Here is a 13888-nt window from a genome sequence, read left to right as displayed (position 1 = left end):
CGGGCCGGTGCGTCCGGCGACAGCCCCGTTCGGCCCGCGGCGATCAGTCAAGTCATGGGCGGGACTGGCCGCGCTCTCGTAGTTGAAGGTCGGGTCAGTCGACGACGACGAGGCCACGGCAGGTCGGCGCGTCGACCCTGTCGGCGAGCGAAACGCGTCGCTCCCACGTGTCGCCGCCGTCGTCGGTCCGGTAGAGGCCGTGGTTGTTCGCGGCCCAGAACGTCCCCTCGTCGGCGCCACGGGCCAGTACTGCGCGGTAGACTCCCTCGCCGGTCGGAACTCCGCGGCCATCGAGGCGCTCCCACGCGTCTCCCTCGCGCCGGTAGAGGTAGGACTCCCCGCGTCGGTGCGCGTCGTTGGCCCCCGAGGCTGCCGAGAGCAGGACCCGCGGCGTCGACGGTTCCACACCCCCAGCGGGGTCGACGGCGACGCTCCAGCAGTAGGTGTGGTTCAGCCCCGACTGCGGATGCTCCCACGAGTCACCGCCGTCGGCCGTCTCCGCGTAGCCGTCGCCGGCCGCGACCCACACGCGGCCGGGCGTGGCGGGGTGGGTCGCCATCGTGTGCACGTCGCGCCTCGTGCCGGGGACGCGGTCCTCCCAGTCCACGCCGTCGTCGGTGAGGCGGGCACGCACCTGGGCGCCGGCCTCGATGGAGACGTGGAGCAGGTCCGGGTCGGCGGGGTCGGGTTCGATCCACCGGACGTGGTGGGTGTGAGGTCGCGGGGGGAACGCCCAGTCGTCCGAGGAAGGGAGGTCCGTGAGTCCGTCGAGTCGCTCGAACGTCGCGCCGCCGTCGGTGCTGCGGTAGAAGCGGCTCGGCTCGGTGCCGGCGTAGACGGTCGCGGGGTCGTCCGGTGCGGCCGCGATGGCGGTGACGGCGTCGTGTTCGATGCCGGTCGCGCGCTCCCACGAGTCGCCGCCGTCGGTCGATCGCTGGAGACCGTCCTCGAACGTGCCGAGCAGGACCGTCCCGTCGGTGACGGCGACCGATTGAGTGCGGGAGTCGAACCGGTGCTCCTGAAGAGTCGGGGAGCCGCCGGCGTCGGCAGCGTCGCCGGCGCCGTCGACGACGAGCAGGGTCTCGCCGTAGGCAGCGTAGATGGTGGACATGCTCAGGCGGTGGGCCGCGCCCGTCGAAAAGGTAGCGCCGGGGGCGACCCCGTCAGTTCGGCGTCGCCGTCTCGTTGCCCGGCGTGTCGGTGTCGGTGCCGCCGTGGCTGTCGTTGCCCAGTCGGTCGTGGTGGTCCTGATGGGCCGACTGGTCGCGGTAGGTGAGCCCGATCAGGTAGGCGGCGCCGTCGTAGCGGTAGATGCCGCCGATGTCGCCGTCACACTGCCGGGTGAAGAGGTTCGAGATCTCCCGGCCGGTCGGGATAGAGAGGCCACGCTCGATCCGTTCGCCGTCGTCGGCGCCGTTGAGCTCGTCCAGTGGGCCCTGTAGCTCGGGGACCTCGGCGACGGCGTCGGCGTCGAGGCTGCAGCGCGTCTCTGACTCGTCGCCGGCGGCGCGGATCACCGTCATCGACACCGGCGGCTCGGCGAATGGGTTGAGCCGGGCGCGCTCGGCGGCCGTACAGCCCGCGAGCCCGGTGGCTGCGGCGGTGCCGGCCGCGGCGAGCAGTTGCCGGCGGGTGGGTCGAGCCATCAGTCGTCGTTCGCCGCGGGGGTCGCTTCCTCGCCGGCCGCGTCGCCGTCCTCCTTCGCGGGCTTGCGCCGGTCGGCTCGGGGCCCCTCGATATCGACAGCCGGGAGGTAGTCCCGGAGGTAGGTCCCGGTGTAGGACTCCTCGACACGGGCCACCTCCTCGGGGGTGCCGTCGGCGACGACGTGGCCGCCGCCCTCGCCGCCCTCGGGGCCGAGGTCGAGGACGTTGTCGGCGTTCTTCACGAGGTCGAGTTCGTGTTCGACGACGACGACGGTGTTGCCGTTGTCGGTCAGGCGCTGGAGCACCTCGATCAGCTTGCGCTCGTCCTCCTTGTGCAAGCCCGTCGTCGGCTCGTCGAGCAGGTAGAGCGTGTCGCCGGTCTGTTTCTTGCCGAGCTCCTCCGCTAGCTTGACGCGCTGGGCCTCCCCGCCCGAGAGGGTGGTGGAGGGCTGGCCGAGCTTCATGTAGTCGAGCCCCACGTCCTTCAGCAGTTTGAGGCGGCGGCGCAGTTGGCTGTTGGCCTCGAAGAAGTCGTAGGCCTCCGCCACGTCCATGTCGAGCACGTCGGCGATGGTCTTGCCCTTGAACTCCACGTCGAGGGTCTCGTCGTTGTAGCGCGCGCCGTCACACTCCTCGCAGGGGACGTGCACGTCAGAGAGGAAGTTCATCTCGATCTTGACGGTCCCCTGGCCGCCACACTCCTCACAGCGGCCGCCCTTGACGTTGAACGAGAAGCGGCCCTTCTCGTAGCCACGCTGTTGGGCGAGTTTGGTCGACGCGAACGCCTCGCGGATGTGGTCGAAGACGCCGGTGTACGTCGCGGGGTTCGAGCGCGGGGTCCGGCCGATCGGCGACTGGTCGATGAGCCGGACGGTCTCGATGTGCTCGGTGCCGTCGATCCGGTCGTGCTCGCCGGGGTCGACGCTCGTGTTGTCGTTCATCTTCCGGGCGAGCCCCTTGTAGAGCACGTCGTGCATCAGGGTGGACTTCCCGGAGCCGGAGACGCCGGTGATCGCGGTGAACTGCCCGATCGGCAGGTCCACGTCCACGTCCTTGAGGTTGTGCTGGCGGGCACCGACGATGGTGAGCGCGTTCTCGGAGCTCCGTCGCTCCGCGGGGACGGGGACCTCCTCGCGGCCGGCGAGGTAGTCGCCGGTCACCGACTCCTCGCTGGCGACGATGTCGTCGAAGTCGCCCTCGGCGACGATCTCGCCGCCGCGCTTGCCCGGGCCGGGGCCCATGTCGATCACGTGGTCGGCGCGGCGCATCGTCTCCTCGTCGTGTTCGACGACGAGCAGCGTGTTGCCCAGGTCGCGCAGGCCTTCGAGGGTGTTCAGCAGGCGGTCGTTGTCCCGCTGGTGGAGGCCGATCGAGGGCTCGTCGAGGACGTAGAGCACGCCGACGAGGCCCGAGCCGACCTGCGTGGCCAGCCGGATACGCTGGCTCTCGCCGCCGGAAAGCGTCGACGCCTCGCGGTCGAGGGTGAGGTAGTCGAGGCCGACCTCCTCCATGAAGCCCAGCCGGGCGCGGATCTCCTTGAGGATCTCCTCGGCGATCACGAGGTCCCGTTCCGAGAGGTCCGACTCCATCCCCTCGAAGTGTTCGCGGGCGTCGCCGATGCTCAGGCGGCTGACCTCGGTGATGGCGGTGCCGTCGACGAGCACGGAGCGCGACTGGGGCTTGAGGCGGGTCCCCTCACAGGCCGGGCAGGTGGTGACGGCCATGTACTCCTCGATGTGGTCCCGGGTGGACTCGCTCTCGGTCTCGACGTGCCGGCGTTCGAGGTTCGGGATGACGCCCTCGAAGCGCTTCTCCTTGCGCCGGGTGCCGTTCTTCGTCTGGCGCTTGAACACGACCTGCTCGTCGGTGCCGTAGAGGAACTGTCGCTGCTGGGAGTCCGTGAGCTCCGAGAACGGCGTCGTCACGTCGACGCCGAAGTGCTCGGCGACGCTGTCGAGGCGGGTCCGGTAGTACGAGCGGTTGTAGCTCCAGGCCTCGAAGACGTCCGTGATCGGCTTGTCCGGGTCGACGACGACGAGGTCCTCGTCGACCTCCTTGGTCTCGCCGATCCCCTCACAGTCGGGGCAGGCGCCGTGGGGTGAGTTGAACGAGAACGACCGGGTCTCGATCTCCGAGAAGTCGATCCCGCAGTGGGTGCAGGCCAGTTCCTCGGAGAACTCGACGACGAGGCGGTCGTCCTCATCGGCGTCGCCGCCCGCGAGGTCCCCGGTGCTGCGGGAGACGTTACCGCCGAAGGATTCGGGGAGGTCCTCGGGCGGCGAGGGCAGGATCACCTTCAGCACGCCGTCGCTCTCCTCCAGTGCGGTCTCGACGGAGTCGGTGATGCGCGAGCGGTCGCCCTCGTCGACCTTGATGCGGTCGACGATCACGTCGACGGTGTGGTCGTAGTTCTCGTCGAGGTCCGGGTCGTCGGTGGTGAGGTCGTACGTCTCGCCGTCGACTTCGACGCGGGCGTAGCCATCCGAGACCAGCTCCTCGAACAGGTCCTCGAAGGCACCCTTCTGGTCGCGCACGACGGGAGCGGCGATCTTCGCGCGTGTGCCTGCCGGCAGTTCGAACAGCCGGCGAACCATCTGTTGGGCGCTCTGGGTGCCGACCTCGCGGCCACACTCCGGGCAGTGAGGCGTGCCGACGCGGGCGTACAGCAGACGGAGGTAGTCGTGGAGTTCGGTGACGGTCCCGACGGTCGATCGGGGGTTGTTGGCCGCGTTCTTCTGGTCGATGGAGATTGCCGGCGAGAGCCCCTCGACGGACTCGACCTGGGGCTTGTCCATCTGCCCGAGGAAGTTCCGGGCGTAGGCCGACAGGCTCTCGATGTAGCGGCGCTGGCCCTCGGCGTAGACGGTGTCGAACGCGAGCGAGGACTTCCCCGACCCCGAGAGGCCGGTGACGACGCTGAACGCTTCGCGCGGGATCTCCACGTCGAGGTCCGCGAGGTTGTTCTCCTCGGCGCCGCGGACCACGATGGACTCCTTGCTCATTCGGCCTGTGGTAGTGAGTCGGGAGGGTTGAACCCGTCGGTCGCGCGTGCGCCCGCGTTGGCCACAGTCTTATCCCGATCAACCGAGTAGCGTCTGCAATCAGATGGCACAGCAGCCAAACGACGTGCGCCAGTGGCCCGACGAGTCCGACCTCGTCAGCGAGCGGCCGACGCTCGAAGGGTCCCTGACCGAGTCGGCGTTCGAGGCGCTGCCGACACAGATCGCGCTGCTCGACGGGGAGGGGGACATCATCCACACCAACCGCGCGTGGCGGGCCTTCGGCGAGGAGAACGAGATCGTCGGCGCGCCCGACACGATCGGACAGAACTACCCGGCGGTCTGTCGCGGCGCCGACGACGAGTTCGCCCGACAGGCCTACGAGGGGCTGACGGCCGTTCTCGACGGCGAGCGGCCCGAGTTCGCCTTCGAGTACCCCTGCCACGGGCCGAACGAGAAGCGGTGGTTCACGATGCGGGCGCTCCCGTTCGAACACGGCGACGAGCGCTACGTCCTCGTCCTCCACCTCAACATCACCGACCGGAAGCTCTCGGAGCTACGGGTCGATGCACAGAACGACACGCTGGAGACGCTCAACGACATCAACGACGCGGTCCGGGACGTGATCGACTCGCTGCTCGGCGAGGTGAACCGCGGCGAGGTCGAAGCCGCCGTCTGTGAGCGACTGGCGGACTCCCGGCTCTACCAGACCGCGCTCACGGTGACGGCGGGGCTGACCGGCGAGAGCGGCCGAGTCCGAAAGGCCGCCGGCGAACTCGACGCCGAGCGGGTCGACGCCGGCAGCCTCCTCGAAGGCGGCGTCGCCGACGCAATCGAGGACGGGGAGCCCCGGGTGTTCCGGCACGCCGCGGAGAACGAGGCGGTGCCTGAGCGCCTCCGGACGCTCGCCGACGAGGCGGCGGTCGAGGCCTACGCCACCGTTCCGCTCGCCTACCGGGGGACGACCTACGGCGCGCTGGTAGTCACCGCCCGGCGCCCCGACGCGTTCGACGAGCGCGAGCGGACCGCGTTCACGCTGCTCGGCGAGACCGTCGGCTACGCCATCGACGCCATCCAGAGCAAGCGGGTGCTGCAGGCCGACGCGCTGACACAGCTCCGGTTCGACGTGAGCGACGACACCGAATTCCTCGTACGAGCAGCGGACGAGACCGGCGCCAGCCTGGAACTCGAAGGGCTGGTCCCCTCGGCCGAGGGCGTCATCGGCTACTTCCACGTCGAGGACGCCGACCCAGCGGCGCTGGTCGCGGCCGCCGGCGACGATCCAACGGTCACCAACGCTCGGGCCGTCGTCGACGGTGACGACGACGAACCCGGGCTGTTCGAGTGTACGATCACCGGCGACTCGGCGCTGGTCGCGCTGTCGGGCTACGGCGCCAGCGTCGTCTCGGCGTCGGTCGAGGGCGGGGAGATGGAACTCACCGCCGTCGTCGCTCCAGAGGCGGACGTACGCAGCATCGTCGAGGCGGTGAGCGCGGCCGTCCCCGAGAACAACCTGACCGCGAAACGCGAGACCGAGGGGACGATCACCTCGATGACGGGCTTTCGTGACCGACTGTACGACGAACTCACCGACCGGCAACGCGAGATCCTCGAGGCCGCCTACTTCGGCGGCTACTTCGAGCAGCCACGACGGAGTTCGGGAACGGAGTTGGCTGACTCCTTCGGCGTCTCCTCGCCGACGTTCCACCAACACCTGCAGGCGGCGCTCCGGAAGCTGACGGCGCTGTCGTTCGAAACCGCGGAGAACTGATTTTCACTCCGGTGACCCCAAGCCACGGAAACGGCGCCGGGGGGCGCCGCAAGTGTGGGGAGTGGCCCGTCGTCGGCCGCTCTGTGGCGACCGGGCCGACGGACAGGTGCCGGAACGCGCGGCGGTCGTCCGCAAGCGATGGGTCCGAAGGGTGTTGCGAACGTTCGCCGCATCCCACTTCAGGGGACGGCGACGGATGTGCTCCGTACCTTATCAGTTAGGTACGCGAGTGAATAGCGTGGGGGCGCCGACGTGACGGCGTCGCTCAGGCGGGGACGACCGTGATCTGCTGTTTGCGGTCGATGGCGTCCTCGAGTTCCTCGGCGATTGCCGAGCCCCGGGACACCTGCACGTCGCCGCCGCGGCCGACGGTGGCCGTGAAGAGGTAGTCGCCGCCGGCGCGGACCTCGACGGTCTCGCCGACGTGTTCGTCCATCCGGATGACGACGTGGCGGGCGGTGATCTCGGGCTGAACGATCTCGCCCTGCGGCGTGGCCGCCGAGCCCTCGCCGCCCCCGGCCGGCGCCGGGTTCTCGTCGTGGGTCCGCACGTCGATGTCGATGCCGAGGCGGTCCTCGATCTCGGTGATCCGGCCGCCGCCCTTGCCGATCACGTAGGAGATGTCGTCCTCCTCGACGTAGACCACCGCACGGTTCTGGCCCTGGAGTTCGACCTCGACGTGACCGCGGGCGACCGAGTGGATCTCCCGCTCGATCTCCTGTTTGGCGATGCGGTCGACGCCGCTGTCCTCGCCCTCGTCGTCGAGGGGGACGGTGACGACCTGTCGGTTGAAGGTGTAGATCTCGTACTTGGGCTTGCCCGTCTCGGTGTCGGAGACGAGGATCACCGGCCGCGCGAGGTCCTCGGCGGTGAGGCCCGCGGGGACTTTCACCTCCGTCTCCACGTCGAAGACGGTGTGGATCTGGCCGGCCTCGATATAGACGACGGTGTCGACGACCTGCGGGATCATCCCGAGTTCGACGCGGCCGACCAAGCGCTGGAGCGCGTCGATGGCGCGGGTCGCGTGGACGACGCCGATCATCCCGACGCCGGCCAGTCGCATGTCCGCGAACGTTTCGAAGTCGCTGGTCTTGCGGACCTCGTCGTAGACGGTGTAGTCCGGACGGACCATCAGCAGCGAGTCGGCGGTGTTGGCCATCGAGCCACCGAGTTCGGTGTACTGGGTGATCTCGGGCCCGACCTGCAGGTCCCGCGGTTTCTCCATCGTCTTGACCGCGAAGTCGTTGTCGTTGAGGTACTCCGCGACCGCCTGGGCGAACGTCGACTTCCCGGCGCCGGGCGACCCGGAGATGAGCACGCCACGCTGGCGCTCGGTGAAGCGCTCCTTGAGCTCGTCGGCCATCGCGTAGTCCTCGATGGTGGTCTTGGCGATGGGCCGGACGGCCGTGATCTCGACGGCGTCGGCGAACGGTGGCCGGGCGACGGCGATCCGGTAGTTCCGGTACTGGACGATGTCCATCCCCTCCTCGCTGAGTTCGATGAACCCCTCCGAGGAGGCGCGGGCGGTCTCGATGATCTCGGTGGCCCACTCCTCCATCTGCTCGTCGCTCGTCGGCTCGTCGGCGATGGCCTCGTAGCGCATCTCGCCGATGTCGCCGCGCTTGGCCTTGGGGCGAGTGTCGGAGCGGAGGTGCAGGCTCATCGTGTCTTCGGTGAAGAACTCCTCGATGGCCAGCCCCTCGCTCTCGGGCTGGGCGGACTCCGTGTCGACGACGGGTTCGAGGTAGTCGACGTCGAGCCCCTTCGCGCGGGCGACCTCTGCCTGCACGCCGTCGCTGGTCAGCAGCGTGGCGGTGTGTTCGGCGGCGATGTCGCGGATCAGCGCGTCGATGTCGCCCTCGCCGGCGCCCTCGGTCTCGGCGGCGGTCGGGCGGCGGCCGACGTACTCGACCTGAATGTCGCCGGCGTCGGCGTGTTCGGCGAGCCGCTGGAGCTCTTCCAAGCCCCGCCAACCGGGATCGTAGCCGGCGTTGGCCTGTGCTTCGAGTTCGCCAACGACGGCTTCGGGGACGTAGACGGTGACACCCTCGTAGCGCCCGTCGGCGACGCGTTCGGAGACGCGGCCGTCGACGACGACGCTGGTGTCGGGTACGACGTTCACACGCGAGGTAGGGGGCGAAGGATCAAAAGGGTGTATATACCCCACACCAACCGGACAACAACGCCGCCGGGCGACCAACGTCGGTCGCCCGGCACTCCCACGTGTCGCCGTTCCGGTTCTCGGGGTCTGTTCGGTATCGCGCTCACTCGATAGCCGGTGCACCCGTCTGTCGCTACGACGGTCGTTCCCGTCGGAACCCGCCTCGGTTCGGGTTCATCTGCATGTTAGACAGTGGCAAACAAATAGCTACCGGCCCGTACGGCCCCCGAGCGGCGCCGACGCTACGGAACCGTGGAGCGATGCCGAAAACGGTGTGCTGGCGGCGTCAGTCGATGTGGCCTTCGCGCCGGAGCTGCTCAGCGTCCTGCTCGTCGTAGCGCCACTCGATGTTGCCCTTCTCGTCCTGCCAGTCCCACGGCTCGATGATGACCACGTCGTCCTCGTTGATCCAGGTGCGGTACTTCATCCGCCCGGGGATGCGCCCGAGTCGCTCCTTGCCGTCCTGACACCGGACCCGGACGTGGTTGCCGCCCAGGTGCTCGGTGACGACGCCGAACAGTTGGTCGTCGTCAGGCATCCGCAGGTTCTTGCGGCCTGATGAATCGTCGCTCATACGTGTAGTACGGAGCACCGACGGATAAGCCGTGGGATACGTTCCCGACACCGGAGAGGAAGGCCCGGAGAGACAGCGTTAACCCGGACCTCCCCGATACGGAGGTATGAACGGAACGCACGACGCCGGCGGTGGTCGCCGATGCGCGTAGTCGCGAAGTTCGGCGGGACCTCGCTCGGTTCGGGCGAGCGGATCGAGCGAGCGGCCGACTCGGTCGCCGACGCAGTCGCCGCCGGTCACGAGATCGCCGTCGTCGCCAGCGCGATGGGCTCACAGACCGACGACCTGCTCGAGGAGATCTCCTTCGACGCGAGCGACCCCGACCGCGCCGAGATCGTCTCGATGGGCGAACGAACCTCGGTGCGGATGCTGAAGGCCGCACTCTCCGCTCGTGGGGTCGACGCGACCTTCGTCGAACCCGGCAGCGACGGCTGGCCGGTCGTCACCAACGAGCGCGGCGAGGTCGACGCCGAGGAGACCAAACGCCGCGTCGACGCGCTGGCCGAGACGCTCGAAGACACCGTCCCCGTCATCACGGGGTTCCTCGCGGAGGGGCCCGACGGCGACGTGACGACGCTCGGTCGCGGGGGGTCCGACACCACCGCGATGATGCTCGGGAACTACCTCGACGCCGACGAGGTCGTCATCGTCACCGACGTGGAGGGCGTGATGACCGGCGACCCCCGCGTCGTCGAGGGGGCACGCAACGTTGGCTCGATCACCGTCGACGAACTCCGGAGCCTCTCGTTCCGGGGCGCCGAGGTGGTGGCGCCATCGGCGCTCGTCTACAAGGACGAGGACCTCGCGGTCCGGGTCGTCCACTACCAACACGGCGACCTGCTCGCTGGCGGCACGGAGATCGAGGGGAGCTTCGAGCACCTGATCGACATGGAGGAGGCACGGCTGTCCTGTCTCACCGTCGCCGGCCGGGCGATCCGGAACCGACCGGGAATCCTCGCGGAGGTCTCCGAGACGCTCGCCAGGGCGGGTATCAACGTCGACGCCGTCGCCAGCGGGATGGACTCGCTGACGTACTACGTCGAGAAGGAGGTCGCCGAGGAGGCCGAAGCGACACTGCACGAGGCCGTCGTCGCCGACGACTCGCTCTCCTCGGTCACCGTCGAGGACGACATCGCGGTCGTCCGGGTCACCGGCGGCGAACTGCCGAACCGACCGGGCGTGATCCGCTCGATTGTCGACCCGCTGGCGGAGGCGGGGATCAACGTCCACGACCTGATCACCTCCGCGACCTCCGTCGCCATCTTCGTGGCGTGGGAGGACCGGGACGAGACGCTCCAGATCATCCACGACCAGTTCTGAAACGGCGGTCTCGCGAACCGCCTCCTCAGGACTCGCGCCACGTGTGGTCGCACTCGACACAGGTGAACACCCGGACCTCGTAGGAGCCGCCCGGCTTCGGCCGGGTCTCGTAGGAGGCCCGGTCGCTGTCGCAGCCGTCCGCCGGACAGGGTTTCTGCATCGTGTCGGTGGCGTCTTTGGTGCCGTCGACGACCGGCGGTTCCCCGTCGTTCTGCTGTTCGTCCCGTGTCGTCATCGCCGCTTCCGCTCGCGAGTCCCGCGGCTCCTCGTTCTCACAGGAGCGACACACCCACGTGTCACCCGCCGTGCGCATCATCGAGCCACACGCGTCGCAGAAGTTCATACCCCGTCGGAACACCCGGCTCCGGATATATCCGTCAATCCCCGATCCGTCGTGGCTCCCGGCAGCCTGCTCGTACGACGCCGACCGACTGACCGGCCCGGGCAGCGGTGGGTGCTCGGCGACCGGTTCCGGCGTCAGCGACCTTCTCGCAGCCGTTCGCCGATTCGGGAGGGGAGTCCCGCAGCCTCGACGGCGTCGACGACGGCGTCGATGTCGTAGGGCACACGGCGTTCTTCCACGCTTCGGTCGTCCAGATCGACGACGGCGTAGGCCGCGTCGGGGTCACCGTCCCGGGGCTGACCGACGCTTCCGGGGTTCAGGACGATCCCCTCCTCGAAGACGGCGTGGTGTTGGACGTGCGTGTGACCCATGACGAGGAGGTCTTCGCCGTCGAGCAGGCCCGGCGCAAAATCCCGGGGGTAGGTGTAGCGGTTCGGGTCGTCGGGGTGGCCGTGGACCAGTTTCACCCGGTCGTCGACGACGTGGCGCTCGGCGGGGAGCGCGCCGAGCCAGCCGACCGCGCCGGAGCCGAGTTGTTCCCGAGCGTACTCGACGCCGGCCCGCGCCATCCCGTTGAAGCCGGCAGCGTCGCCGCTGGCCACCGCCCGGTCGTGGTTCCCCTGTACCGTCGGGACCCCGCGGTCGCGGAGCGCGGCCACACAGTCGGCTGGCCAGGGGTTGTACCCGACCACGTCGCCGGCACAGACGACGGTGTCGACCGGCGGCATGTCCGTGAGCACCGCCTCCAGCGCCGGCAGGTTGCCGTGAACGTCAGAGATGACCCCGAGTCGCACGGCAGACGGGAACGGCCCGAGAGTGAAAAAGTGCGCTACTCGCCGTTGTGGATCGCGGTTTCGATGCCGTCGCCGTCGACGGCGACGCCCGCGGCGCAGACGGCGTGCTCGAAGGCGTGGTCGTACAGTTCCGCGGCGGCGGCCTCGGCGGTCTCGGCGTCGAGGTCGAACGCCTGCGGGCTGTCGGTCTCGTAGGTCGCCACGACGGTCGGCTCCGTGACCTCGTGGACCAGCAGCGCGTCCCTCCGGACGGTGCCGATGAACGCCGTCTCGGCGCCGACGACGGCGGCGATACGGGGCGTGTCGTAGTCGTCTTTCTCGTAGTCGAGCGCGAGCAGCGACGCCGCGAGGGCGTCCCGGGCCGGGTAGCCCATCCCCGCTTTCTCCGCGATCGGGTCGACGTGTGAGCCGTTGCCGATCACGGCCAGTTCCTCGCCGTCGCGCTCGACGGTGCGGAGGCAGTTGTAGGAGACGTAGGGGTTGTCGGTCGGCTCGGCGTCGTCCGTGGGGACGACGGTGAGGCTGCCGTCGCGTTCGATCACCTTTCGGTTGGGGAACGAGCGCGAGGAGACGCGGTAGGCTGCCAGTCCCGGGGCGGCGACGAGGAAGCGGCCGACGTACATGGATGGAGACGGGGCGGAGGTCGGCAAGTAGCTGGTGGTTCAGGCGGAGTTCCCGCGGGTCGGGAACCGGTGTCCGGGGTGAAGGCCCCTCGGGGCGTCGTTTCAGGTATGTCCACTCAAGAGATCAGGCTCCGGAGCACGCTCGGCGGCTACACCGCGGAGGGGCGACTCCACACGCTCAGCGTCTGGTTCATCCTCGCGCTGCGGCTGATGATGGGGCTGGCGTTCCTACAGAGCGGTCTCGACAAGGTGCTCGCCGGGGGGTTCTCGGCGGCGGGCTACCTCCAGAACGCCCCGCAGGCCAACGGCAGCCCCGTCGCGGGGCTGTTCGAGGCGATGGGGTCGACGCCGTGGTTCATCGACTTCGTGAACGTGGCCGTGCCGTGGGGCGAGCTGCTGATCGGGATCGGCCTCCTCGTCGGGGGGTTCACCCGTCTCGCCGCCTTCTTCGGCGCGTTCATGATGTTGCTGTTCTACCTCGGCAACTGGAGCGTCTCCCACGGCTACATCAACGGTGACTTCGCGTACATGCTGGTGTTCCTCGCCGTGGCCGCGTTCGGCGCGGGTCGCATCCTCGGCGTCGACGCCTACCTCGAGGCGTACGAGATCGACGGGAAGCCGCTCCTCGAACGCTACCCGTGGGCGGCGTACCTGCTGGGCTGATCGGGCGCGCCCGCGGCGGCACGCCGCCGCCGTAATCGACTCCGAAACACTCATGGTTCCCAGCGGGCTACGAGGGAGTGCGAAGGCACACCCGTCGGGCAGACGGACGTCGTGTCGAAGAGTTCCATGGGGTAGTGGCCAATCCTGTTGCCTTCTGGGGGCAACGACCCAGGTTCGAATCCTGGTGGAACTACTCACGTCCTCGCTTCGTTACTACCCGTCGAGCGCCACGCCCGTCGGTCGGGGTCCCCACCCGCCGGGAGCGTGTCGACCGGCGTCGGGGACGCGCCGAAGTGAATGACGACAGAACCGCCGAGCGTGCACGTCTTCGGAGTCGCCCACAACGACGAGACGTTGGTCCGGCGGATCCCCGAACGGGCACCGGACGGCGTCACGAAAGTGTACCACGAAGCGTTGAACCGGGAGGAACGGAGCTTGCGGCAGGCGCTCCTCTGGCGGCCGCTGGGGTGGCTCGCGCCGAGCCTCCGGTCGGACACCCCGGTCTCACCGCCGGGGTCGTGGTGTGAGCGGGCGGCCATCTCGCTGGCGGAAGCCAACAACGCGGAGCTTCACTACGTCGAGCTATCCCGCAAACAGCGGGCAGCGGGGCTGTTCTACCTCCCGACGGTGTTCGAGTGGCTCCACGTCGTGTTCGGCCTCCTCGCCGTCGTGTACGTCATTCTCTCGGTCGGCGGCTGGGTGGCCGCGTTCGTCACGTTCGTCGTCGTCGCCTCGGCGACACCCCACGGCGACCTCTGGAACCACGTGGAGTATCCGATCCGCGAGCGCCACATGGCCGACCAGATCCGGGCCCATCTGCCCGACGACGGCGGGGCCGGCGTCGCAATCGTCGGCGAGACACACCGGCCGTTCGTCGTCGAAGCGCTGGCACCCATCGCCGTCACGTCCGAAGACCTCACGTCGTGAGCGCGTTCCGAGCGAGACCGTGACGCCCCCGACGAACGACGGTTCTCTCGTCCACCCGCGGCCGTTC

12 protein-coding genes and 1 tRNA gene are annotated in these 13888 nt (G+C 69.0%); 5 read left to right on the top strand and 8 right to left on the bottom strand.

Going from position 1 to position 13888, the window contains the following annotated elements; all coding sequences use genetic code 11:
- Positions 1–94 precede the first annotated feature (94 nt).
- Genes NO998_RS03435 through uvrA form a run of 3 tightly spaced genes read right to left on the bottom strand, consistent with a single transcriptional unit; the run spans position 95 to position 4648 of the window.
- Positions 95–1111 carry a WD40/YVTN/BNR-like repeat-containing protein gene (locus NO998_RS03435; protein WP_267645640.1) on the bottom strand — a complete coding sequence of 339 codons (1017 nt, stop codon included), beginning with the start codon at positions 1109–1111 and terminating at the stop codon, positions 95–97.
- A gap of 52 nt (positions 1112–1163) precedes the next feature.
- Positions 1164–1646, bottom strand: a complete 483-nt coding sequence (locus NO998_RS03430; RefSeq protein WP_267645639.1) for a hypothetical protein — start codon at positions 1644–1646, stop codon at positions 1164–1166.
- On the bottom strand, positions 1646–4648 hold the full coding sequence (gene uvrA, locus NO998_RS03425; RefSeq protein WP_267645638.1) for an excinuclease ABC subunit UvrA: 3003 nt from the start codon (positions 4646–4648) through the stop codon (positions 1646–1648). The genes NO998_RS03430 and uvrA overlap by 1 nt, the downstream gene beginning before the upstream one ends.
- 103 nt (positions 4649–4751) lie before the next feature.
- Between uvrA and NO998_RS03420 the strand changes: the two genes are divergently transcribed.
- Positions 4752–6416 (top strand): bacterio-opsin activator domain-containing protein, encoded by a 1665-nt coding sequence (locus tag NO998_RS03420; RefSeq protein WP_267645637.1) that lies wholly within the window; start codon positions 4752–4754, stop codon positions 6414–6416.
- A 265-nt stretch (positions 6417–6681) separates the two neighbouring features.
- On the opposite strand, the gene NO998_RS03415 is transcribed toward NO998_RS03420, so the two are convergent.
- Both NO998_RS03415 and NO998_RS03410 read right to left on the bottom strand, forming a co-directional pair.
- Positions 6682–8538, bottom strand: a complete 1857-nt coding sequence (locus tag NO998_RS03415; RefSeq protein ID WP_267645636.1) for a PINc/VapC family ATPase — start codon at positions 8536–8538, stop codon at positions 6682–6684.
- Positions 8539–8863: 325 nt separating this feature from the next.
- On the bottom strand, positions 8864–9151 hold the full coding sequence (locus tag NO998_RS03410; RefSeq protein WP_267645634.1) for a translation initiation factor eIF-1A: 288 nt from the start codon (positions 9149–9151) through the stop codon (positions 8864–8866).
- Between the two features lie 141 nt (positions 9152–9292).
- Here NO998_RS03410 and NO998_RS03405 point away from each other — a divergent pair, with 141 nt between their 5' ends.
- A complete protein-coding gene (locus tag NO998_RS03405) occupies positions 9293–10471 on the top strand; it encodes an aspartate kinase (protein WP_267645633.1) in 1179 nt (392 codons plus the stop codon).
- Positions 10472–10496: 25 nt separating this feature from the next.
- Here NO998_RS03405 and NO998_RS03400 read toward each other — a convergent pair whose 3' ends face one another.
- The 3 genes from NO998_RS03400 to NO998_RS03390 form a co-directional block, all read right to left on the bottom strand.
- Positions 10497–10814, bottom strand: a complete 318-nt coding sequence (locus NO998_RS03400; protein ID WP_267645632.1) for an RPA12/RPB9/RPC11 RNA polymerase family protein — start codon at positions 10812–10814, stop codon at positions 10497–10499.
- Between the two features lie 134 nt (positions 10815–10948).
- Positions 10949–11608 carry a metallophosphoesterase family protein gene (locus NO998_RS03395; RefSeq protein ID WP_267645631.1) on the bottom strand — a complete coding sequence of 220 codons (660 nt, stop codon included), beginning with the start codon at positions 11606–11608 and terminating at the stop codon, positions 10949–10951.
- Between the two features lie 35 nt (positions 11609–11643).
- Positions 11644–12231 carry an IMP cyclohydrolase gene (locus NO998_RS03390; RefSeq protein WP_267645630.1) on the bottom strand — a complete coding sequence of 196 codons (588 nt, stop codon included), beginning with the start codon at positions 12229–12231 and terminating at the stop codon, positions 11644–11646.
- 108 nt (positions 12232–12339) lie between these two features.
- On the opposite strand from NO998_RS03390, the gene NO998_RS03385 reads away from it, so the two are divergent.
- The 3 genes from NO998_RS03385 to NO998_RS03375 all read left to right on the top strand — a co-directional run bounded on the left by NO998_RS03385 (position 12340) and on the right by NO998_RS03375 (position 13821).
- Positions 12340–12894, top strand: coding sequence for a DoxX family protein (locus tag NO998_RS03385; protein WP_267645629.1), 555 nt, complete (start codon positions 12340–12342; stop codon positions 12892–12894).
- A 120-nt stretch (positions 12895–13014) separates the two neighbouring features.
- Positions 13015–13087, top strand: a tRNA-Gln gene (locus NO998_RS03380).
- Positions 13088–13191: 104 nt separating this feature from the next.
- Positions 13192–13821, top strand: a complete 630-nt coding sequence (locus NO998_RS03375) for a hypothetical protein (protein WP_267645628.1) — start codon at positions 13192–13194, stop codon at positions 13819–13821.
- Positions 13822–13888: the final 67 nt, after the last annotated feature.

This window comes from Halolamina litorea (assembly GCF_026616205.1).
Classification (GTDB): domain Archaea; phylum Halobacteriota; class Halobacteria; order Halobacteriales; family Haloferacaceae; genus Halolamina; species Halolamina litorea.
This window is presented reverse-complemented; position numbering and strand designations above follow the sequence as displayed.

Coding starts and splice junctions, on each gene's coding strand:
- uvrA (WP_267645638.1), bottom strand. CDS start 4,648: ATGAGCAAGGAGTCCATCGTGGTCCGCGGCGCCGAGGAGAACAACCTC.
- NO998_RS03430 (WP_267645639.1), bottom strand. CDS start 1,646: ATGGCTCGACCCACCCGCCGGCAACTGCTCGCCGCGGCCGGCACCGCC.
- NO998_RS03435 (WP_267645640.1), bottom strand. CDS start 1,111: ATGTCCACCATCTACGCTGCCTACGGCGAGACCCTGCTCGTCGTCGAC.
- NO998_RS03410 (WP_267645634.1), bottom strand. CDS start 9,151: ATGAGCGACGATTCATCAGGCCGCAAGAACCTGCGGATGCCTGACGAC.
- NO998_RS03390 (WP_267645630.1), bottom strand. CDS start 12,231: ATGTACGTCGGCCGCTTCCTCGTCGCCGCCCCGGGACTGGCAGCCTAC.
- NO998_RS03400 (WP_267645632.1), bottom strand. CDS start 10,814: ATGAACTTCTGCGACGCGTGTGGCTCGATGATGCGCACGGCGGGTGAC.
- NO998_RS03405 (WP_267645633.1), top strand. CDS start 9,293: ATGCGCGTAGTCGCGAAGTTCGGCGGGACCTCGCTCGGTTCGGGCGAG.
- NO998_RS03420 (WP_267645637.1), top strand. CDS start 4,752: ATGGCACAGCAGCCAAACGACGTGCGCCAGTGGCCCGACGAGTCCGAC.
- NO998_RS03385 (WP_267645629.1), top strand. CDS start 12,340: ATGTCCACTCAAGAGATCAGGCTCCGGAGCACGCTCGGCGGCTACACC.
- NO998_RS03375 (WP_267645628.1), top strand. CDS start 13,192: ATGACGACAGAACCGCCGAGCGTGCACGTCTTCGGAGTCGCCCACAAC.